The 19,063-nt window shown below is 66.4% G+C and carries 15 protein-coding genes, 2 tRNA genes and 1 pseudogene; 10 read left to right on the top strand and 8 right to left on the bottom strand.

Going from position 1 to position 19,063, the window contains the following annotated elements; translation table 11 throughout:
• Window positions 1-207 precede the first annotated feature (207 nt).
• The 6 genes from serA to ABIB26_RS03905 all read right to left on the bottom strand — a co-directional run bounded on the left by serA (window position 208) and on the right by ABIB26_RS03905 (window position 8,661).
• Window positions 208-1,803 (bottom strand): phosphoglycerate dehydrogenase, encoded by a 1,596-nt coding sequence (gene serA / locus ABIB26_RS03930; protein ID WP_354239760.1) that lies wholly within the window; start codon window positions 1,801-1,803, stop codon window positions 208-210.
• Between the two features lie 129 nt (window positions 1,804-1,932).
• Window positions 1,933-2,958, bottom strand: coding sequence for a ketol-acid reductoisomerase (gene ilvC / locus ABIB26_RS03925; protein WP_354239758.1), 1,026 nt, complete (start codon window positions 2,956-2,958; stop codon window positions 1,933-1,935).
• Window positions 2,959-3,041: 83 nt separating this feature from the next.
• Window positions 3,042-3,554 (bottom strand): acetolactate synthase small subunit, encoded by a 513-nt coding sequence (ilvN, locus tag ABIB26_RS03920; protein ID WP_354239756.1) that lies wholly within the window; start codon window positions 3,552-3,554, stop codon window positions 3,042-3,044.
• Window positions 3,555-3,556: 2 nt separating this feature from the next.
• On the bottom strand, window positions 3,557-5,458 hold the full coding sequence (locus ABIB26_RS03915; RefSeq protein WP_354239754.1) for an acetolactate synthase large subunit: 1,902 nt from the start codon (window positions 5,456-5,458) through the stop codon (window positions 3,557-3,559).
• 383 nt (window positions 5,459-5,841) lie between these two features.
• Window positions 5,842-7,563: a dihydroxy-acid dehydratase gene (gene ilvD / locus ABIB26_RS03910; RefSeq protein WP_354239753.1), complete on the bottom strand. Its 1,722-nt coding sequence runs from the start codon at window positions 7,561-7,563 to the stop codon at window positions 5,842-5,844.
• 159 nt (window positions 7,564-7,722) lie between these two features.
• Entirely contained in the window at window positions 7,723-8,661 is a 939-nt protein-coding gene (locus ABIB26_RS03905) for a LysR family transcriptional regulator (protein ID WP_354239752.1), read from the bottom strand.
• Between the two features lie 104 nt (window positions 8,662-8,765).
• Between ABIB26_RS03905 and ABIB26_RS03900 the strand changes: the two genes are divergently transcribed.
• The 5 genes from ABIB26_RS03900 (at window position 8,766) to ABIB26_RS03880 (ending at window position 13,106) form a co-directional block, all read left to right on the top strand.
• A complete protein-coding gene (locus tag ABIB26_RS03900; protein WP_354239751.1) occupies window positions 8,766-9,653 on the top strand; it encodes a sunset domain-containing protein in 888 nt (295 codons plus the stop codon).
• 56 nt (window positions 9,654-9,709) lie between these two features.
• Window positions 9,710-10,885, top strand: a complete 1,176-nt coding sequence (locus tag ABIB26_RS03895) for a PQQ-dependent sugar dehydrogenase (RefSeq protein ID WP_502913615.1) — start codon at window positions 9,710-9,712, stop codon at window positions 10,883-10,885.
• Window positions 10,886-11,002: 117 nt separating this feature from the next.
• Window positions 11,003-11,078 (top strand) — tRNA-Lys (locus ABIB26_RS03890).
• A 449-nt stretch (window positions 11,079-11,527) separates the two neighbouring features.
• Window positions 11,528-12,262, top strand: coding sequence for a helix-turn-helix domain-containing protein (locus ABIB26_RS03885; protein WP_354239750.1), 735 nt, complete (start codon window positions 11,528-11,530; stop codon window positions 12,260-12,262).
• Window positions 12,255-13,106 carry a Fic family protein gene (locus ABIB26_RS03880; protein ID WP_354239749.1) on the top strand — a complete coding sequence of 284 codons (852 nt, stop codon included), beginning with the start codon at window positions 12,255-12,257 and terminating at the stop codon, window positions 13,104-13,106. The genes ABIB26_RS03885 and ABIB26_RS03880 overlap by 8 nt, the downstream gene beginning before the upstream one ends.
• A 22-nt stretch (window positions 13,107-13,128) precedes the next feature.
• Here ABIB26_RS03880 and ABIB26_RS03875 read toward each other — a convergent pair.
• Both ABIB26_RS03875 and ABIB26_RS03870 read right to left on the bottom strand, forming a co-directional pair.
• Window positions 13,129-13,242, bottom strand: a pseudogene (locus ABIB26_RS03875) (dienelactone hydrolase family protein); the annotation flags it as partial.
• A gap of 64 nt (window positions 13,243-13,306) precedes the next feature.
• Window positions 13,307-13,753, bottom strand: coding sequence for a MarR family winged helix-turn-helix transcriptional regulator (locus ABIB26_RS03870; protein ID WP_354239857.1), 447 nt, complete (start codon window positions 13,751-13,753; stop codon window positions 13,307-13,309).
• 95 nt (window positions 13,754-13,848) lie between these two features.
• On the opposite strand from ABIB26_RS03870, the gene bcp reads away from it, so the two are divergent.
• The 5 genes from bcp (at window position 13,849) to ABIB26_RS03845 (ending at window position 19,053) form a co-directional block, all read left to right on the top strand.
• Window positions 13,849-14,322 (top strand): thioredoxin-dependent thiol peroxidase, encoded by a 474-nt coding sequence (bcp, locus tag ABIB26_RS03865; RefSeq protein WP_354239748.1) that lies wholly within the window; start codon window positions 13,849-13,851, stop codon window positions 14,320-14,322.
• Between the two features lie 153 nt (window positions 14,323-14,475).
• Window positions 14,476-14,557: transfer RNA gene (locus ABIB26_RS03860), tRNA-Leu, on the top strand.
• Window positions 14,558-14,876: 319 nt separating this feature from the next.
• Window positions 14,877-15,554 (top strand): fasciclin domain-containing protein, encoded by a 678-nt coding sequence (locus ABIB26_RS03855; RefSeq protein WP_354239747.1) that lies wholly within the window; start codon window positions 14,877-14,879, stop codon window positions 15,552-15,554.
• 294 nt (window positions 15,555-15,848) lie between these two features.
• A complete protein-coding gene (locus ABIB26_RS03850; protein ID WP_354239855.1) occupies window positions 15,849-17,468 on the top strand; it encodes an ABC transporter substrate-binding protein in 1,620 nt (539 codons plus the stop codon).
• 79 nt (window positions 17,469-17,547) lie between these two features.
• On the top strand, window positions 17,548-19,053 hold the full coding sequence (locus ABIB26_RS03845) for a malate:quinone oxidoreductase (protein ID WP_354239746.1): 1,506 nt from the start codon (window positions 17,548-17,550) through the stop codon (window positions 19,051-19,053).
• The last annotated feature ends 10 nt before the right edge of the window (window positions 19,054-19,063 follow it).

Here is a 19,063-nt window from a genome sequence, read left to right as displayed (position 1 = left end):
GAAAGCTGGATTGCGTGCGCACACCGTAATTCATTCCGTGCGGAAGTGAAGGCGTCCCCTGCCGGGTGTGCAAAAGTAAAGGCCGGGCTGCCGGCCGGATCCGAAATTCGGACCTAGCCATTGTACGCAGACCGGCCGCTCCTTCGCGGACGCCGGCAAGCGATCTGCCCGCCGCCGGCGCCCGCTGAGGGGGTGTCAGAGGGGGTGTCAGTCCTCGAGGTCGACCTCGCGGACCATGTCAGCGCCGATTCCGGCCTTGATCGCGTCAAGGACCTGCTGCGGAACCGAGCTGTCGATGGTGAGCAGGGCGAGTACCTGGCCGCCCTCGGCCTGGCGCGCAACCTGCATGCCGGCGATGTTGATGTTGTTCATGCCCAGGATGTGGCCGATGGTGCCGATCACGCCGGGGCGGTCCGAGTAGACGACCACGACGAGGTGTTCGCTGATCGGGATCTCCAGCTCGAAGCCGTTGATTCCCACGAGCTTCTGGACCTGCTTGGGCCCCGTCAGGGTCCCGGCCACGGAGATCTGGCTGCCGTCGCTGAGGGCGCCGCGCAGGGTCAGGACGTTGCGGTACGACTCGGTGTCCGGCGTCGTGATGAGGCGGACGTTGATGCCGCGCTGCTCGGCGATCACCGGGGCGTTGACGTACGAGACCTGCTCGGTCACGATGTCGGCGAAGATGCCCTTGAGCGCCGCCAGTTCCAGCACCTTGACGTCGAGGGAGGAGATTTCCCCGGCCACCTCGACGTCGAACTGCGTGAGCGAGGCGTGGGTCATGGCGGTGAAGATGCGGCCCAGCTTCTCGATCAGCGCGATGCCGGGGCGGACGTCCTCGTCGATGACGCCGCCGGCCACGTTGACGGCGTCGGGCACCAGCTCGCCGGCGAGGGCCAGGCGGACGGATTTCGCGACGGACACGCCGGCCTTCTCCTGGGCCTCGTCGGTGGAGGCGCCCAGGTGCGGGGTGACCACGACGTTGTCGAGCTTGAAGAACGGCAGGTCCGTGCTGGGCTCCTTGACGAAGACGTCGACGGCGGCCCCGGCGATCTCGCCCGACTCCAGCGCCGCGTACAGGGCTTCTTCGTCCACCAGGCCGCCGCGGGCGACGTTGACGACGTAGGCCGTGCTCTTCATCTTCTTGAAGGCGTCGGCGCCGAGCATGCCGACGGTCTCCGGGGTCTTGGGCATGTGGATGGTGATGAAGTCCGACTGCGCGAGCAGCTCGTCCAGGGTCACCAGCTGCACGCCGAGCTGGGCCGCGCGGGCGGAGGTGATGTAGGGGTCGTACGCGAGGATCCTGGTGTCGAAGCCCTTCAGGCGGGCGGCGACGAGGGCACCGATCCGGCCCAGGCCGATGATGCCGATCTTCTTCTCGAAGAGTTCGATGCCGGTGTACTTGGAGCGCTTCCACTCGCCGTCCTTGAGCGCGGTGCTGGCCTGCGGGATGTGGCGGGCGAGGCTCAGGATGTGGCCGACCGTGAGTTCGGCGGCGGAGACGATGTTCGAGGTGGGCGCGTTCACCACCATGACACCGGCCTGGGTGGCGGCCTTGATGTCGACGTTGTCCAGGCCCACGCCGGCGCGGGCGATCACCTTGAGGTTCTTCGCGGCGGCGATCGCCTCGGCGTCCAGCCGGGTGGCGGAGCGGACCAGGATCGCGTCGACGTCGACGATCGCAGAGAGCAGCTGGGAACGGTCGGCGCCGTCGATCTGCCGGATTTCAAAGTCCGGGCCGAGGGCCTCGATCGTGGCGGGCGAAAGTTCCTCAGCGAGGAGTACTACAGGTTTGGTGCTTGTCACCGGTGACCTCTTTAGCTCTCTTGTATTCAGGTGGGGATTTTGGTGAAACGTCTGGTGTAAAAGGTGCTGCCCGAACGCAGGAAAGCCGGACCCCAGTCAATGGTGTCCGGCTCCCCTGCCGGTCAGTGTCTAGCGGGCTACCGAGCCTTCGGTGTAGTCGTCCTCGTTCTTGATCCAGGAGAACAGCTTGCGCAGTTCGCGGCCGGTGGCCTCGATCGGGTGGTCTTCGCCCTTCTTGCGCAGGGCCTTGAACTCGGGGGCCCCGGCGTCCTGGTCGTCGATGAAGCGCTTGGCGAAGGTGCCGTCCTGGATGTCCTTGAGGACAGCCTTCATGTTTTCCTTCACCTGCGGGGTGATGACGCGCGGGCCGGAGACGTAGTCGCCGTACTCGGCGGTGTCCGAGACGCTCCAGCGCTGCTTGGCGATGCCGCCTTCAACCATGAGGTCCACAATGAGCTTGAGCTCGTGCAGCACCTCGAAGTAGGCCACCTCGGGCTTGTAGCCGGCCTCGGTGAGGGTCTCGAAGCCGTACTGGATCAGCTGGGAGGCGCCGCCGCACAGGACTGCCTGCTCGCCGAAGAGGTCGGTTTCGGTCTCTTCGGTGAAGGTAGTCTCGATGACACCCGCGCGGGTGCCGCCGATCGCCTTGGCGTAGGACAGTGCCAGTTCCTTGGCCTTGCCGGACGGGTTCTGCTCGACGGCGATCAAGTCCGGCACGCCGCGGCCGGCTTCGAACTCGCGGCGCACGATGTGGCCCGGGCCCTTGGGGGCAACGAGGGCGACGTCGACGTCGGCCGGGGCCTTGATGTAGCCGTAGCGGATGTTGAAGCCGTGTCCGAAGAACAGGGCGTCGCCGGGCTGCAGGTTCGGGGCGATGTCCTCGGCGTAGACGTGGCGCTGGACCTGGTCCGGGGTGAGGACCATAATGAGGTCGGCTTCGGCAACGGCGTCGGCGACGTTCAGGACGCGCAGGCCCTCGGCCTCGGCCTTGGCGCGGGACTTGGAGCCGTCCTTGAGGCCGACGCGGACGTCAACACCGGAATCGCGCAGGCTGAGGGCGTGGGCGTGGCCCTGGGAGCCGTAACCGATAACGGCGACGGTGCGGCCCTGGATGATCGACAGGTCGGCGTCGTCGTCGTAAAACATTTCAGTCACTGGGGTGTCTCCTTTTAAGTGGATTCGTGTTGCTTTGTCTGTGGTGCTCGTGTGCGGCGCTTACTCAGCCCTTGCGCTGTGTTCTACGCGCTGCGCAGGGCCCTGTCACTCATGGAGCGGGATCCCCGCCCGACGGCCAGGGTGCCGGACTGCACGATTTCGCGGATGCCGAACGGCTCGAGCACTGAAAGGAGTGCCCTGAGCTTGTCGGGGTGGCCCGTTGCCTCAATGACTACCGACTCTGTGGAGACGTCGACCACTGAAGCGCGGAACAGGTCTGCAGCCTGGGTGACCTGCAGGCGTGTTGCGGCATCCGCACGTACCTTGACCAGGATGTGGTCGCGCTGTACGGAAGTTTCTGGGGTGAGCTCAACGATCTTGAGCACGTTGACCAGCTTGTTCAGCTGCTTGGTGACCTGTTCGATCAGCTCGCCGTCGGCGTCGACGACCACGGTCATCCGGGACATGCCCGGGACCTCCGTCGGCCCGACGGCCAGGGAATTGATGTTGAAGGCGCGGCGGGCGAAGAGGCTGGCGACGCGGGTCAGCACGCCGGGCTTGTCTTCGACCAGAACGGACAGTGTGTGGCGGGTCATGTTCAGTCCTCCTCTTCCCAATCCGGGGTCATGTTGCGGGCAACCTGGATTTGGTCGTTGCTGACTCCGGCGGGGACCATCGGCCACACCATGGAGTTGGGGCTCACGACGAAATCGATGACCACGGGGCGGTCGTTGATCGCCAGGGCCTGCTGGATGGTGGCGTCGATGTCCTCGTCGCGTTCGCAGCGGAACGCGGCGCAGCCATAGGCGTCGGCGAGCTTGACGAAGTCCGGGATCCGGACGGTGTCGTGGCCGGTGTTGAGGTCGGTGTGGGAGTAGCGGCCCTCGTAGAAGAGGGTCTGCCACTGCCGCACCATGCCCAGCGAGGAATTGTTGATGATGGCAACCTTGATCGGGATCTTGTTGATCGCGCAGGTGGCCAGTTCCTGGTTGGTCATCTGGAAGCAGCCGTCGCCGTCGATCGCCCAGACCACGCGGTCAGGTTCGCCCACCTTGGCGCCCATGGCCGCCGGCACGGCGTAGCCCATGGTGCCGGCCCCGCCGGAGTTCAGCCAGGCGTGCGGGCGCTCGTACTTGATGAACTGGGCGGCCCACATCTGATGCTGGCCGACGCCGGCGACGTAGATGCCTTCGGGGCCGGTGAGGGCTCCGATGCGTTCGATCACGCGCTGCGGGGCACTGAGGCCGTCCTCCGGTTCGGTCCAGCCCAGCGGATAGGTCTCCTTGAGGTTGTTCAGGAAGGCCCACCAGCTGGTGAGGTCCGGGGTGCCGGAGGCCTCGAACTGGGCGCGGACCGCCTCGGTGAGCTCCGGGATGATCTCCTTGACAGAGCCGACGATCGGGACGTCGGCCGTGCGGTTCTTGGAGATTTCCGCGGGATCGATGTCCGCGTGGATGACCTTGGCGTTCGGCGCGAAGGACTTCAGGATGCCCGTCACCCGGTCATCGAAGCGTGCTCCCAGGGTGATGAGCAGGTCGGACTGCTGCAGCGCCGTCACCGCGGACACCGTGCCATGCATGCCGGGCATGCCGACGTGCTGCGGGTGCGAGTCGGGGAAGGCGCCACGTGCAGTCAGGGTGGTGGCCACAGGCGCGCCGGTCAGTTCGGCCAGCTCGCGGAGCTCAGCAGAGGCGTGCGCCTTGACCACACCGCCGCCGACGTACAGGACAGGCTTGCTGGCCGCGGCAATGAGTTTGGCGGCTTCGCGGACCTGCTTGTTGTGGCCGCGGGTGACCGGCCGGTATCCCGGCAGATCGATTTTCGGCGGCCAGGAGAACGTCATCTGTCCCTGTTGGGCGTCCTTGGCGATGTCCACCAGCACCGGGCCGGGGCGGCCGGTGGACGCGAGGTGGAAGGCCTCGGCCATGACATGCGGAATATCCTGCGGGTTGGTGACCAGGAAGGAGTGCTTCGTGATCGGCATGGTGATGCCCACGATGTCCGCTTCCTGGAAGGCATCCGTGCCGATTACGGCGCTGGAGACCTGGCCGGTGATGGCAACGAGCGGCACGGAGTCCATGTGGGCATCCATGATGGCGGTAACGAGGTTGGTGGCACCCGGGCCCGAGGTGGCGATGCAGACGCCGACCCGTCCGGTGACCATGGCGTAGCCTTGCGCGGCGTGGCCGGCTCCCTGTTCGTGACGGACCAGAATGTGGTTCATTCGGGAAGCCATCAAGGGGTCATAGGTGGGCAGGATCGCGCCACCGGGCAAACCAAAAATGTCGTCCACGCCGAGTTCTTCGAGCGAGCGGACAATTGCTTGTGAGCCGGTCATCACCGTCGGGGGTACGACGTTGTTCGGCCCGAGGACAGGAGAGACGGCAGCAGCAGTGTCGACGCCGGCATCAGCCGGACGTTCGACGCGTTCCGGAGCCTTGGGGGCTCCAGCGGACTTCGTGGCCATCAGCGAGGGGCTGATCGGCGATCCTTTGCTCATCGGACTCTTCCTTGTGGATAATCTGTGTTTTTGTCGAAACTTCGGAAAATGAAAAAACCCCTCAGCCTGGCGGCTCTTCGAGGGGTTGCGCGTGACGGTTACGTTACCAGTCGGGCTAAGTAGCCACGCGCTTGGTAAGGACGACGACTGCTTCTGCAGCGGCGCAGCCGGTAACGTATGCGATCATGCGTTCAGTTTTCCCTCTGGGTGAGATGCCTGTCAACGGGGGTGGTGCACATCTCACTATGTGGACGTCATGGTCCACCAATTGGCCGCCCTCCCCAACTAGGTAGCAGTTGTTGTCGTTATGAGCGCTCAAAACGACATCGACTGCTACCTAGTTGGGCTCACCCAGCGGCCAGGGTGAGCCCAACTGAACCGTGCTACCCGCAGTAGGCGCCGGTGGAGGCGCTGTGCACGAGCTTGGCGTACTTGGCGAGGACACCCTTGGTGAACTTGGCCGGGAGCGGCTCCCAGCCGATCTTGCGGCCCTCGAGCTCCGCCTCGTCGACCAGGAGGTCGAAGGAACGGGCAGCGATGTCCACGCGGATCCGGTCGCCGTCCTTGACGAAGGCGATGGGGCCGCCGTCGGCCGCCTCCGGTGCCACATGGCCGATGCACAGGCCGGTGGTGCCGCCGGAGAACCGGCCGTCCGTCAGCAGCAGCACGTCCTTGCCCAGGCCCGCGCCCTTGATGGCCCCGGTGATGGCCAGCATTTCGCGCATGCCCGGGCCGCCCTTGGGGCCCTCGTAGCGGATGACGACGACGTCGCCGGCCTTGATCCGGCCGTTGTCGAGCGCGTCCAGGGCGCCCTGTTCGCGTTCGAAGACGCGGGCGGTGCCCTCGAAGACGTCGGCGTCGAAGCCTGCGCTCTTCACGACGGCGCCTTCGGGTGCCATCGAGCCGTGCAGGATGGTGATGCCGCCGGTCTTGTGGATCGGATTGTCCATGGCGCGGAGGATTTTGCCGTCCAGGTCCGGCGGGTTGATCTCCGCGAGGTTCTCGGCAACGGTCTTTCCGGTGACGGTGAGGCAGTCGCCGTGGATCAGGCCGGCGTCGAGCAGCGCACGCATGATGACCGGAACGCCGCCGATCTTGTCGACGTCGGTCATCACGTAGCGGCCGAACGGCTTGAGGTCGCCCAGGTGCGGGATCTTGTCGCCGATCCGGTTGAAGTCCTCGAGGTTGAGCTCGACTTCGGCTTCGCGGGCAATGGCGAGCAGGTGCAGCACGGCGTTGGTGGAGCCGCCGAAGGCCATGGTGACGGCGATCGCGTTCTCGAAGGCCTTCTTGGTCATGATGTCGCGCGCGGTGATGCCGAGCCGGAGCAGGTTGACGACGGCCTCGCCGGACTTGTGGGCGAAGACATCGCGGCGGCGGTCTGCCGAGGGCGGAGCTGCGGAGCCGGGAAGGGACATGCCCAGGGCCTCACCGATGCAGGCCATGGTGTTGGCGGTGTACATGCCGCCGCAGGCACCTTCGCCCGGGCAGATGGCCCGTTCGATGCGGTCCAGGTCCTCAAGGCTCATCTTCCCGGCAGCGCACGCGCCTACGGCTTCGAAGGCGTCGATCAGGGTGACTTCCTTTTCGGAGCCGTCCTCAAGCTTGACCCAGCCGGGCATGATCGAGCCGGCGTACAGGAAGACGCTGGCGAGGTCCAGGCGGGCGGCGGCCATCAGCATGCCGGGCAGGGACTTGTCGCAGCCCGCCAGCAGCACCGAGCCGTCGATCCGCTCGGCCTGCATGACGGTCTCCACCGAGTCGGCGATTACTTCGCGGGACACCAGGGAGAAGTGCATGCCCTCATGGCCCATCGAGATGCCGTCGGAGACCGAGATGGTGCCGAACTGCATCGGGAACCCGCCGCCGGCGAAGACGCCTTCCTTGGCACCCTGGGCCAGCCGGTTCAGCGAGAGGTTGCAGGGAGTGATTTCATTCCACGAGCTGGCAACACCAACCTGGGGTTTGGCGAAGTCGTCATCGCCCATGCCCACCGCCCGGAACATCCCGCGCGCCGGGGCGGCGTGGATGCCATCGGTGACCACCCGGCTTCGGGGTTTGATGTCAGGCTTGGTGTCTGTCGCTGTTTGGGTGTCCTCACTCATGGCTCAAAGTCTAGGGCTCCCCCGAGGACGGCAACGACCCGAACAGGCGGATTAAGCGGAAAACTGGGAATATTTCGATCAAATAGTGGACTCTCGTCTCACCTGACGGAATCAGCACTTTGCTCCGCGCCAGTTGAGGCGGGCATGAGGTGGGATGCGTCAGTTGAGGTGGGCAGCGTCACGCAGTTCCGGGGCCTCGGCAACGGCCCGCGCCTCGGCCTTGAGCAGGGACAGCACCTGCTGGATGGTGGTCCGAGCCGCGACGTCGGGCCGCGCCAGGGCGACGATGCTCCGGCTGGCCTTGACCCCGGCCAGCGGCCGCAGGACGAAGCCCCTGCCCTGGTTCTTCAACGCCGTGTAGCGCGGCAGCAGGCTCAGTCCGTGCCCCGCGCTGACGAGGGCCTCCACGACGCGGAGATCGGGGTACAGCTGGGCGCGGACGGCCTGCGAGTCCGCCTGCACCTCGATCTGCCGGAGCACCGTGTCGAACGGGAAGCCGTCGGGCACCCCCATCCAGGGATATCCGATGACATCCTGCGCGAACAGCGTGTCCTTGCCGGCGAGGACATGGCCTGCCGGCATGGCGACGTCCAGCGGCTCGTCCAGCAAAGGCTCCACAACAAGTCCCAGCCGGGCAAAGACGTCCGGGCCGTCGACGCTGTAGGCCAGGACGATGTCGTAGTCCGCCGTCAGCCCCGCGAATCCGGCGACGTTCGGGTCCTCGAAGTGGGCCTCGAAGCGGAGCCCGTCGATCGCCTTGACCCGGTGCAACAGCCCCGGCAGGAACATCTCCGCGGCACTCGGGAAGAAGGCGGCCTTGACGTGCGTCTGCCAGCCCAGCCGGTAGGTGTCGATGGTGGCTTCCGCGCGCGCCATCGCAGTGGACACCTCTGCCGCTGCCGAAGCCATGGCCAGCCCCGCCTCGGTCAGGCGCACTCCCCTGCCGGACTTCTCCACGAGGACCACCCCCAGTTCCTCCTGCAGGGTCTTAAGCTGCTGGGAGACGGCCGACGGCGTCACCTTCATCGCCTCGGCAGTGGCGCCGACCGTGCCGCGGTCGGCGAGCTCCCGGAGAATCCGCAGTCTCTTGAAATCCATGATCAGAGGCTACAGCCCGGGTGCCGGGAGTATGGACAGCCGCCTTAAGGCAGACGTACGGTCAAGCAACGGCAACCTTGCCTCCTGGACAGAAGGGTTCTGCTATGGATTGGATTATCTGGCTCATCGTCATCGTGGTGATTGTCGCCGTCGTCTGGTGGCTGTTGAACCGCAATTCCCGTAGCGGCACGGGCACCCCGGATGCAGAGACAGGCGCGAATGCGGGAACGGGAAGGGCCGGCAGCCCAGGCGCCGCGGCCGCCACCACCGGCATGCCAACGGCTGCCGGGTTCGGCAACGCCGAGCCCGTGGCGCCCACCACCGCGCAGGACTCCGCGGCGGGCCGGCCGTCCGCCCAAGAGCCTGCCACGGAGACTTCCGACGGCGGCAGCGGAGCCGCCGGGGCCGCGCCGGCCGAGTGGGAGACCCAGTGGTCGGAGACCCCGCCGGCGGATGAAACACATCCCCCCGCCCATCAAGGCCTGTCCCATGGGATGCACGCCGGCCACGAAGAGCAGGCGATGCAGGCCCCGGCCGCAGATGCGCCCGCCGCGGAGCGGGCACCCGTCCATCACCCCGAATACACGGAGGCCCACGCCCCCACCCTTCCCGGCGCGGAATCGGCCGCGGCCGAGGCGGCCCTCCTGGAAGGGGAGAACGCCTCCGCGCCCGCCCCATCCAGGGAACCGCAGGCGCAGGCTGAAACGCAGCAGACGGCGGCGTCGGCAGCCGCCTCCGAGGGATTTGCCAGCCACACCGGGGAGCCGTCCGGGCACCTCGCCCTGGATCAGCCCTACGGGGAGGGGTCGGCGGCACCCGAGGCGGACGGCAGCGGTCCCGCCGGCTTTACTGTCAAGGGCAATGCCTCCTCGATGATCTACCACGACGAGGGCAGCCCCTTCTTCGAAGAAACCCGGGCCGAGGTGTGGTTCCTGTCCGCAGCCCATGCCGAAGCCGCCGGCTTCCGGCCTCCGCGCCGGTCACGGCAGTAGGCGTCGGAACGAGCGGACGGGCCGCGGACAACAGCCGCGCGGGATTGGAGGCATCGATGGCGGGAAAGCACCTCCGGGCGGCCGCCGTCGGCGTCGGCGCGGTTCTGGCGGCCTGCGCGATGCTGCTGGCGGCCTGCACTCCGGGCAGGGACACCGGAACACCGGGCAGCGCCACGGCAGGCACGCCTGCCCCGGCCAGCGGCAGCCCGTCGGCCGGCACCGGTTCCTCACCGGTGCCGGCCGGCCAACTGACGGTCGCCGGCAGAATCAATGCTGGGCTGCAGGTGCCGTGGTCCACGGTTTTCCTGCCCGACGGTACGGCCATCATTTCCGAACGTGACAGTGCCCTGCTCAGAACGGTCAGTGCTGGTTCTGGGACCGCCGGCTCCGGCGGCGACAGCCCGGCCGGAACGCTGGGTAAGGTGCCCGACGTCGTGCCCGGCGGCGAAGGCGGCCTGCTGGGACTGGCCCTCTCCCCGGACTTCGCTGCCGATCGCTACCTGTACGCCTACTTCACCGCCGCGGGGGACAACAGAATCGCCCGCCTCCGCGTCGACGAAGGCAACGGCCAACTGCAGCTCGGCGCCCCGGAGATTATCTTCACCGGGATCCCGAAGGCGTCGACGCACAACGGCGGAAGGATCCGGTTCGGACCCGACGGGTACCTGTACGTCGGGACAGGCGATTCACAACGGCGCGAACAGCCCCAGGATCCGAAGGCACTGGGCGGGAAGATCCTGCGGATCACTCCCGAAGGCCGTCCCGCCCCGGGTAACCCGTTCGGCGACAACCCGGTCTACAGCCTCGGCCACCGCAACGTCCAGGGCCTGGCCTGGGACAGTGCGGGCAGGCTGTGGGCCAGCGAATTCGGTCCCGACGTGGATGACGAGCTCAACCTGATTGTGCCCGGCGGCAACTACGGCTGGCCGGAGGTGACCGGGGCCCCGCACCGCGCCGGCTTCCGGGACGCCAAGGTGGTGTGGCCGTCGACGGCGGACTCCTCCCCCAGCGGACTCGAAATCGTCGGGGATACGGCGTATCTGGGTGCCCTCCGCGGCCAGCGCGTCTGGGCCGTGCCGCTCCGCGGCGAGTTCGCCGCCGACCCTGTGGGCTATTTCACAGGGATGTACGGGCGGATCCGGGACGTTTCACTGGCTCCGGACGGCCGTCTGTGGGTGCTCAGCAACGGCCAAAACCCTGATTTTGTGCTGGTTTTGGAGCTCCCCGGCTAGGACCGCCCGTGGCACCACCGCCGATTTCACAGCGCGTCCAAACTCGTGTAGAGTTTCATGTCGTTGCGGAGAACAACGAGGGAAACAAAAAGCCCCCGATGAACGGAAACAACAGCTGCACCTCTAGCTCAACTGGCAGAGCAATTGACTCTTAATCAATGGGTTCCGGGTTCGAGTCCCGGGGGGTGCACCAAAAGAAGACCCCGTCTTTACTGGCCTAGCGGCTGGCAGAGGCGGGGTTTTGTTTTGTCCGAAAATGTTCCGTCTGGATGCCCTCCTCGCCGATGTCGAGCCAGGTGCAGACGCTTGCTTCAAGTCGCTTCATGCCGGACATGTGTCCGGACTGCTGGCTGGCTGTCACCGGGGGAACTGGCAGCAGCAGGTTGCCGAGGCCAAGGACCGCTGGCGCTGCCAGTCGCTGCCCCCGCGTATCAGGGAGCTGAACGACGACGTCGAATGGCGGCTCTCGCTCCCCGTGATGCCAAGCCCGAGCGCTCAAGTCCGATTCCGTTCACGCTGGAGGCAAAGGCCAAGCGCCTAGCCTGGCGCGAATCGGGCCCCGCACCGGTATGCGGCGCCGGGCCTTCTTGCCCGCTCCTCATTATTTTGCATATATGCACCTCGTTGGCATAGATTGCGTATATGCAAAACATTGTTCAGGATGCGATTCGAGGGTCGCGCTACAACAGGAGAGAGCTCGCCCGGCGGGCCGGCGTCTCCGCGTCCACGATTACACGTATCGAAAAGGGCGACGTCGACCCGACTCTGGGTATGGCTTCGCGCATTCTGGCAGCCGCCGGCCTGCAGATACCGTCCCGCCCCGAGCCGCTCTGCAACACCGATGCCCTGCAAGCGGCAAGGTCCATCATCGGTGGTGTCACCGACGAGCCACCCGCTGAGGCAGGAATGGCAAGCACCCTGATGCGGTGGGCGAGCCCCGACGGCCGGCCACGTCCCCGAACTCTTGCCCGAGAGGCCGGCGCCGCCGCTCCCCCGCGGCTCCGCCCGGGTGCCGTCATCACAACGAGCGACTGGAACTTCTTGCGGATCTGCTCGGCCGCTGCCGCGACCCGAAAGGGCTGGGCGGTCAGCGGTGCCCCCGCGGCCGCGCGTATCGGCGCGGCCGGCCAGGCCGGACCGCTGGTCCTGTACGTCGAGGAACCCTTCCGCGTTTCGTCGATCATCACCCGCCCGGGCCCGTCCGCGGTGGATGTCATCCTGCTTCCGTTCGACGGCAGCAGCGAAAGCAGCTCGTGGAACGATGAAGGCGTCGTCTGGGCCGACCCCATTCAGATCATCCTGGACTGCTACGGCATGGACTCGACCGCCGCCTCGGCCGAGGAACTCACAAGGGAATGGGAGCCGGACAATGACTGATCCAGCACGCTGGGGCATCGGCTCCAACCAGTACAAAAAGCGCCCGGGCCGCCCGCGGCCCCATGAGCCGGCCCCTGGCATGCTCAGCAGCACGGCCAAAGATCAGGAGCAGGAACTCGGCTTCGCATGGAACTCGACCGCAGTGCCCTGGGCACTGCTGCCGGACATGGAAGTCGCCAGGGCCGTGGCCCGCTTCGAAGGCCAGCTCGCCGGACATGTCTGGGACGCTGCCGCACTCGAAGGCAATCCCTATACCCTTCCCGAGGTCCAGACCCTGCTTGAAGGCGTCACCGTCGGCGGGCGCCGGCTCGAGGACGAGCAGCAAGTCCTTGCTCTGGCCTCATCCACGCGGATGCTGCACGACATGGTTCAGGACGGGACATTCGAGCCAGTCAAAGAGGTCTCTGACCGGCTCCACGGCGTTGTAGCCCCACACGAAGCGATCGAGGCCGGGCACTTCCGCGGCGAAGGATCCGTTCGGGGCGGCGGGACGGTGAACCTCGGTGAAGCCGGCACGTTCTACGCGACCGGCTGTGAAGACGGCGGTGAAGGGCTCAGAGCCGAATACGACCGCGGACTGGCGTACCTGTCCACCCTGGAGAACCCTGTCGAACGTGCCGTAGCGTACTTCTGCTTCGGCACCCGGCACCAGTTCTACTTCGATGGCAACAAGCGCACGTCACGACTGATGATGAACGGGATCCTGATGAGTTCCGGCCACGACGCCATCTCCATCCCGTTCAGCCGGCGGCTCGAATTCAACCGGGACCTGGTGGTCCTCTACGCAGACGGGGACGCGACCCCGCTGATGCAGTTCATCCTTGACTGCCGGCCCGAGCGATAACCGCCAGAAAGCCCCGCGCCGATCACCGGTACAGGGCCTTCTGCCCGGCAGCCAGGGTCAGCGGCCACGCGTCCTCGGAGGCTTCGGCGTCGTAAGTCCATGTGGTGGTGACGTTGAAGAAGGCGTGGCCGGTTCCGGGATAGACGAATCCGCGGACCGGGAACTCAGCTGGGCCGGGTCGCCTCGACGGCTATGCCGGGCTAGGCACCTTTGACCATGGCCTTGGTCTCGGGGGAGGAAATGCGGGTGGCCAGCTCCCTGACGACGGCCTGGAGTTCCTGCCGCAGCACGTCGGGGTCAATCGAGGCGGCGGCCAGCACGGCGCGCTCCATGTCCGCGGCTTCGGCGACGGCGTCGCGGCCCCGGTCCGTCAGGGACACGACGTGACTGCGCCGGTCGGAGGTGCTGCGTTGCCGGGAAATGTGGCCGTGCGCTTCCAATCGGCTCAGCGTCTTCCCCATGGTCTGAGCTTGAACCCGAACCAGTTGAGCCAGTTGGGCCTGCGTCATGGGTCCGTTGACGGAGAGCACTTCCATGGCGATGACCCCGGCGTGCGTCAGGCCGATGGCCCCCAACTTTTCGTTCCAGGAGTGTTCAACAAGGCGTGCCGCCGTGGACAGTAAGCGCCCAGTGGGCCAGCGATCCATGTCAGGCATACCACTGAGTATAGCGAGCGGCGGATTCGTCGCCCGCACGAACGCTCATTAGGCTGGTATACCCGCACCCTGCGAAGGAGAATAACTTGCCTGAACGACTCATTCCCGGAACCCCGGCACCGGACTTCACGCTGAAAAATTCGGACGGGCAGGATGTCAGCCTGCGCGACTTCCGGGGCCGCAGCACGGTGATCTACTTCTACCCGGCCGCTTCCACTCCCGGGTGCACCAAGCAGGCCTGCGATTTCCGGGACTCCCTGGCGTCCCTGCAGCAGGCCGGTTATGACGTGGTGGGGATCTCCCCCGACGCGGTCGGCAAGCTCGCCACGTTCGCCGCCACGGAGGGCCTGACCTTCCCATTGCTCTCCGACGAGGACCACGCCGTGGCCGAGGCCTACGCGGCCTGGGGTGAGAAAAAGAACTACGGCCGCAGCTACGAAGGGCTCATCCGGTCCACCGTCGTCGTCGATCCGGAGGGCAGGGTGGTCGTGGCGCAGTACAACGTCCGGGCCACCGGGCACGTCGCCAAGCTCCGCCGGGACTTGAAGGTGGACGCCTAGGCCCACCGGCCCGCCGTCGCCCCGGTCCGCCGTCGCCCTGGCCCGGGACGTCCGCCGCAGGTGGAGGCAACCGGCGAACCGTGCCGGTGAACGGTATGATGGAGCCTGGCATCCGCCGTCGAGGGTCAACTGACCCGCAACGGCCGGCGCCGCGCGCGAGTGGTGAAATTGGCAGACACGCAGGATTTAGGTTCCTGTGCCTTCGGGCGTGGGGGTTCAAGTCCCCCCTTGCGCACAGAGAGTAAAACTGAATCGAACAGCAGGATCCCGGACCCACGGTCCGGGATCCTGCTGTTTAACCACCCACTGGACCGGCCCCCGGACCGGCGCCGGACTACCCCTGAACCGGCGCCCGGACCGGCGCCGGAGCACGGATGCAGCCGGACGTTGGGGCATCCAAAAAAGAATTTCAATCCTTCACCCATCCGTTTCTCCCGACCCCGCGAATACCCATTGAGACACCAACCACGGGTCGGTGCCCACCAGTCGGAAAAGGGCCAGAGCGGCAAAGTCCGCCGCCGGCAATGATCGGCAAACAAATAGGAGAAACCAAAATGCAGACCATCAAGCGCACGACTTTCGCCGTTGCAGGTATCGCCGCTTCGGCCATGCTGAGCCTCACTGCCTGTGGCGGTTCCAGCACCACGGCGCCCAGCTCGTCGGCTCCGGCTTCCACGCCGTCGGCCTCCAGCATGGCGCCGACGCCGGCCAAGAGCTCCTCCGCCGCCGCCATGGACCCGGCCGCCGACCTCGTCGGTCCCGGCTGTGCCGGCTACGCCGCCCAGGTTCCCAGCGGTGCGGGCTCCGTGTCCGGGATGGCCCTCGATCCGGTAGCCACCGCGGCCTCCAACAACCCGATCCTGACCACCCTGACCGCCGCCGTCTCCGGCAAGCTCAACCCAAAGGTGGACCTGGTGGACACCCTGAACGGCAGCGAATTCACGGTCTTCGCCCCGACGGATGACGCGTTCAAGAAGATCGACGCCGCCACCATCGAGACGCTCAAGACCGACGACGCCCTCCTGAGCAAGATCCTGACCTACCACGTGGTTCCCGGCAAGATCAGCCCGGACAAGATCGTGGGCACGCACAAGACCGTCGAGGGCGGTTCCGTGACGGTCACCGGCACCAAGGACGCCCTCATGGTTGACGGCGCCAATGTGGTCTGCGGCGGCGTCAAGACCGCCAACGCCACGGTCTACATGATCGACTCCGTTCTGATGCCCAAGTAGGCACCACCAGGCGCTCCTGCTGCGGTTCCAGCCTGACTCCCTGGACCAACTAGGAGAAACGAAGGCCCGCACCGATGGTGCGGGCCTTCGCCTTGCCCGGTGCGGGCCTTCGCCTTGCCGGGTGCGGGGCCTTCGCCTTGCCGGGGCTGCCGGACCCGGCCGTCAATTAGACTGGGGGCTGTTCCGCACCGGCGGGCCATCCAGACTCCCAGAGGTGATTCACGAGTGCCCAGCAGTTCAGTGGCCAGCAATACTTTGCGCCGCGTTGCAGCCGGTATCGGCGCCGTCCTACTCATGCTGCCGCTGGCATCCTGCACCGGAGCCCCCACGCCCGGCCCGGCGCCGTCGACTGCTGCAACAAGCACCGTTAGTGCCGACCCCACCGCCGTGTTCACGTTCGGCACGGCCTCGCAGCCGCTGGGCCTGGACCCGGCCCTGACCTCGGACGTGGAGTCCTACCGGATCACCCGGCAGGTGCTGGAAGGACTCGTCGGCGTGGACCAGACCACGGGCCAGCCCACGCCGCTGCTCGCCACCGAGTGGAACATGAGCGATGAAGGCCGGAGCTACACCTTCAAGCTCCGCGACAAGGTGACGTTCCAGGACGGTTCCCCGTTCGACGCGGCCGCCGTCTGCAGCAACTTCAACCGCTGGTTCAACTTCCCGGAAGCGCTCCGGCAGCAGTCCACCGGGAGCACCTTCAAAAGCGTCTTCAAGGCGCACGCGGACCAGGCCGCGCTTTCCACCTACAAGGGCTGCACGGCCCTGGCCCCGGACAACGTCCGGATCGAGCTCACCCAGCCCTTCACCGGGTTCATGCAGGCCCTGACGCTCCCCGCCTTCGCCATGTCCTCGCCCCAGGCACTCACCGCGCAAAACGCGGACGTCCTGAACCAGAGCCGCGACGGCCAGGCCGTCTCCGCCTACGCGCTGCACCCGGTGGGCACCGGGCCCTACGTCTTCAGCTCCTGGGACGAGGGCAGCATCACACTCTCCAGCAACACGGCCTACTGGGGGGACAAAGGGCAGATCGGTACCATTAAGTTCGTCACGTACGATCACCCGCAAACGCGGATGCAGGCCCTGCTGGACGGCAAGATCGATGGCTACGACACCGTGACAGTGGGGAACTTCGACCAGTTGGTCAAGCGGGGCAAACAGATCATCCAGCGGGACCCGTTCTCCGTGATGTACCTGGGCATGAACCAGGAAGTACCCATCCTGCAGAACCTCAAGGTCCGGCAGGCCATCGAAATGGCGCTGGACAAGGACACCCTGATCCGGCGGTTCTTCATCGACAACACCGCCCAGGCCACCCAGTTCGTCCCGCCCAAGCTCAGCGGCTTCAACAACAACGCCCCGTCCCTGGGCCACAACCCGGCCAAGGCCAAGGAGCTGCTCGCCGAAGCCGGCTATCAGGGCGAGGAACTGAAGTTCTACTACCCGCTGAACGTCACCCGCCCCTACCTCCCGACGCCGGAAAAGGTGTACGCGGAGATCAGCAGTCAGCTGACCGCCGTCGGGCTGAACATCAAGCCGGTGCCGGTGGACTGGTCCGAGGGGTACCTGCAGAAGGTCACGTCTCCCGGCGACCATGCCCTCCATCTGCTGGGCTGGAACGGTTCCTACGCGGACCCGGACAACTTCGTGGGTCCGCTGTTCGGCGAGAAGACCGGTGAATTCGGCTACCAGGATCCCCAGGTCTTCTCCAAGATCGCCCGGGCCCGCGGCCTGCCTGACGGCAAGGAGCGGACCGAGCAGTACCAGACCATCAATGCGCAGATCGCGGCGACGGTTCCGGCCGTCCCGATTGCCTTCCCGATCTCGGCGCTGGCCCTGTCCGACCGGGTCCTGAAGTACCCGGCATCGCCGGTCCTGAACGAAGTTTTCACCAAGATCGAGCTAAAGCCTTGACGGACAGCCCCAATTTCAGTTAGTGGGCCACGCGGGGATATTCTGTGACAGCCAGACCCGCTGCTATCGGAGACTGATTGTGACCTTCATTTCCAAGACCCAACATGCCGACGTCGTCCTGATTGGCGGCGGCATCATGAGCGCCACGCTGGGCGCTTTCCTCAAGCAGCTCGAGCCGGACTGGACCATCTCCCTGTTCGAGAAGCTCGACGAGCCGGGCCTGGAAAGCTCCGGACCGTGGAACAACGCAGGCACCGGGCACGCCGCACTCTGTGAGCTTAATTACTCCCCCGCTGCCAAAGACGGCTCGGTGGATCCTGCCAAGGCCCTGCTCATCAACGAGCAGTTCCAGCTCTCCCGGCAGTTCTGGTCGCACCTGGTCACCAACGGGCTGATCGGCTCGCCCAAGGGCTTCATCAACACGGTTCCGCACATGAGCTTCGTGATCGGCGAAGCCAACGCCAAGTTCCTGCGCACCCGCTACGAGGCGCTCAAGCCGAACCCGCTGTTCCGCTCGATGGAATACTCCGAGGACCACGCCCAGATCGCCAAGTGGGCCCCGCTGATCGTCAATGGCCGCGACCCGAACCAGCGCATCGCCGCCACCCGCGCGGCGGAAGGGACCGACGTCGACTTCGGCGCCCTCACCCGCGAACTGGCCGGCTACCTGGGGAACAACGGCGTGGAGGTCAATTACGGCCACAACGTCTCCGGCATCAAACGCGCGTCCGACGGCGGCTGGGACCTCGCGCTCAAGCACCCGCAGTCCGGCGAGCACGGCTCGATCCACGCGAAGTTCGTGTTCGTGGGGGCCGGCGGCGGCGCGCTGCACCTGCTGCAGGCCTCGGGCATCCCGGAAAGCAAGGGCTACGGCGGCTTCCCGGTCTCGGGCCAGTTCTTCCGCTGCACCGACGAGACGCTCGCGGCCCAGCACAGCGCCAAGGTCTACGGCCAGGCGTCCGTCGGCGCCCCGCCCATGTCCGTGCCGCACCTGGACACCCGCTACGTCAACGGCAAGCGCTCCCTGCTGTTCGGCCCGTACGCCGGTTTCTCCACGAACTTCCTCAAGAACGGCTCCTACCTGGACCTGCCGCTGTCCATCCGGCCCTCCAACATCATCCCGATGCTGGCCGTGGGCAAGGACAACATGGACCTCACCGCGTACCTGGTCAGGGAAGTCGCCAAGCGCCACGGCGCCAAGGTGGAGGCCCTGCGCGAGTACTACCCGGAAGCAACAGACGGCGACTGGGAACTCATCACGGCCGGCCAGCGTGTCCAGATCATCAAGAAGGATCCGAAGAAGGGCGGCGTGCTGCAGTTCGGCACCGAAGTCATCGCCGGACGCGACGGCTCCATCGGCGCCCTGCTCGGCGCGTCCCCGGGCGCATCCACCGCAGTGCCGATCATGATCGAGCTGCTGCAGAAGTCCTTCCCGAAGAATTTCAAGGGCTGGCAGTCCAAGTTCAAGGAAATGATGCCCGGCTACGGCGTCAAGCTCAACGAGAACCCGGAACTCGCCGCCCGGCTGGAAGCCGGGACGGCCAAGGCGCTGCAGCTCGAACCGGTCGGCGCCGCACGGAGCTGATGCCCCTCCG

Origin of the sequence: Arthrobacter sp. UYEF20, assembly GCF_040546335.1 — a bacterium.
GTDB lineage: Bacteria > Actinomycetota > Actinomycetes > Actinomycetales > Micrococcaceae > Arthrobacter.
This window is presented reverse-complemented; position numbering and strand designations above follow the sequence as displayed.

What these genes read in the sequence shown, in the direction of transcription:
- ABIB26_RS03905 (WP_354239752.1), bottom strand. Translation starts at nt 8,661, where the DNA reads ATGGATTTCAAGAGACTGCGGATTCTCCGGGAGCTCGCCGACCGCGGC.
- ABIB26_RS03850 (WP_354239855.1), top strand. Translation starts at nt 15,849, where the DNA reads ATGCTGCCGCTGGCATCCTGCACCGGAGCCCCCACGCCCGGCCCGGCG.
- ABIB26_RS03885 (WP_354239750.1), top strand. Translation starts at nt 11,528, where the DNA reads ATGCAAAACATTGTTCAGGATGCGATTCGAGGGTCGCGCTACAACAGG.
- ABIB26_RS03900 (WP_354239751.1), top strand. Translation starts at nt 8,766, where the DNA reads ATGGATTGGATTATCTGGCTCATCGTCATCGTGGTGATTGTCGCCGTC.
- ABIB26_RS03880 (WP_354239749.1), top strand. Translation starts at nt 12,255, where the DNA reads ATGACTGATCCAGCACGCTGGGGCATCGGCTCCAACCAGTACAAAAAG.
- ABIB26_RS03870 (WP_354239857.1), bottom strand. Translation starts at nt 13,753, where the DNA reads ATGGATCGCTGGCCCACTGGGCGCTTACTGTCCACGGCGGCACGCCTT.
- ilvD (WP_354239753.1), bottom strand. Translation starts at nt 7,563, where the DNA reads ATGAGTGAGGACACCCAAACAGCGACAGACACCAAGCCTGACATCAAA.
- ilvN (WP_354239756.1), bottom strand. Translation starts at nt 3,554, where the DNA reads ATGACCCGCCACACACTGTCCGTTCTGGTCGAAGACAAGCCCGGCGTG.
- ABIB26_RS03855 (WP_354239747.1), top strand. Translation starts at nt 14,877, where the DNA reads ATGCAGACCATCAAGCGCACGACTTTCGCCGTTGCAGGTATCGCCGCT.
- ABIB26_RS03895 (WP_502913615.1), top strand. Translation starts at nt 9,710, where the DNA reads ATGGCGGGAAAGCACCTCCGGGCGGCCGCCGTCGGCGTCGGCGCGGTT.
- ABIB26_RS03915 (WP_354239754.1), bottom strand. Translation starts at nt 5,458, where the DNA reads ATGAGCAAAGGATCGCCGATCAGCCCCTCGCTGATGGCCACGAAGTCC.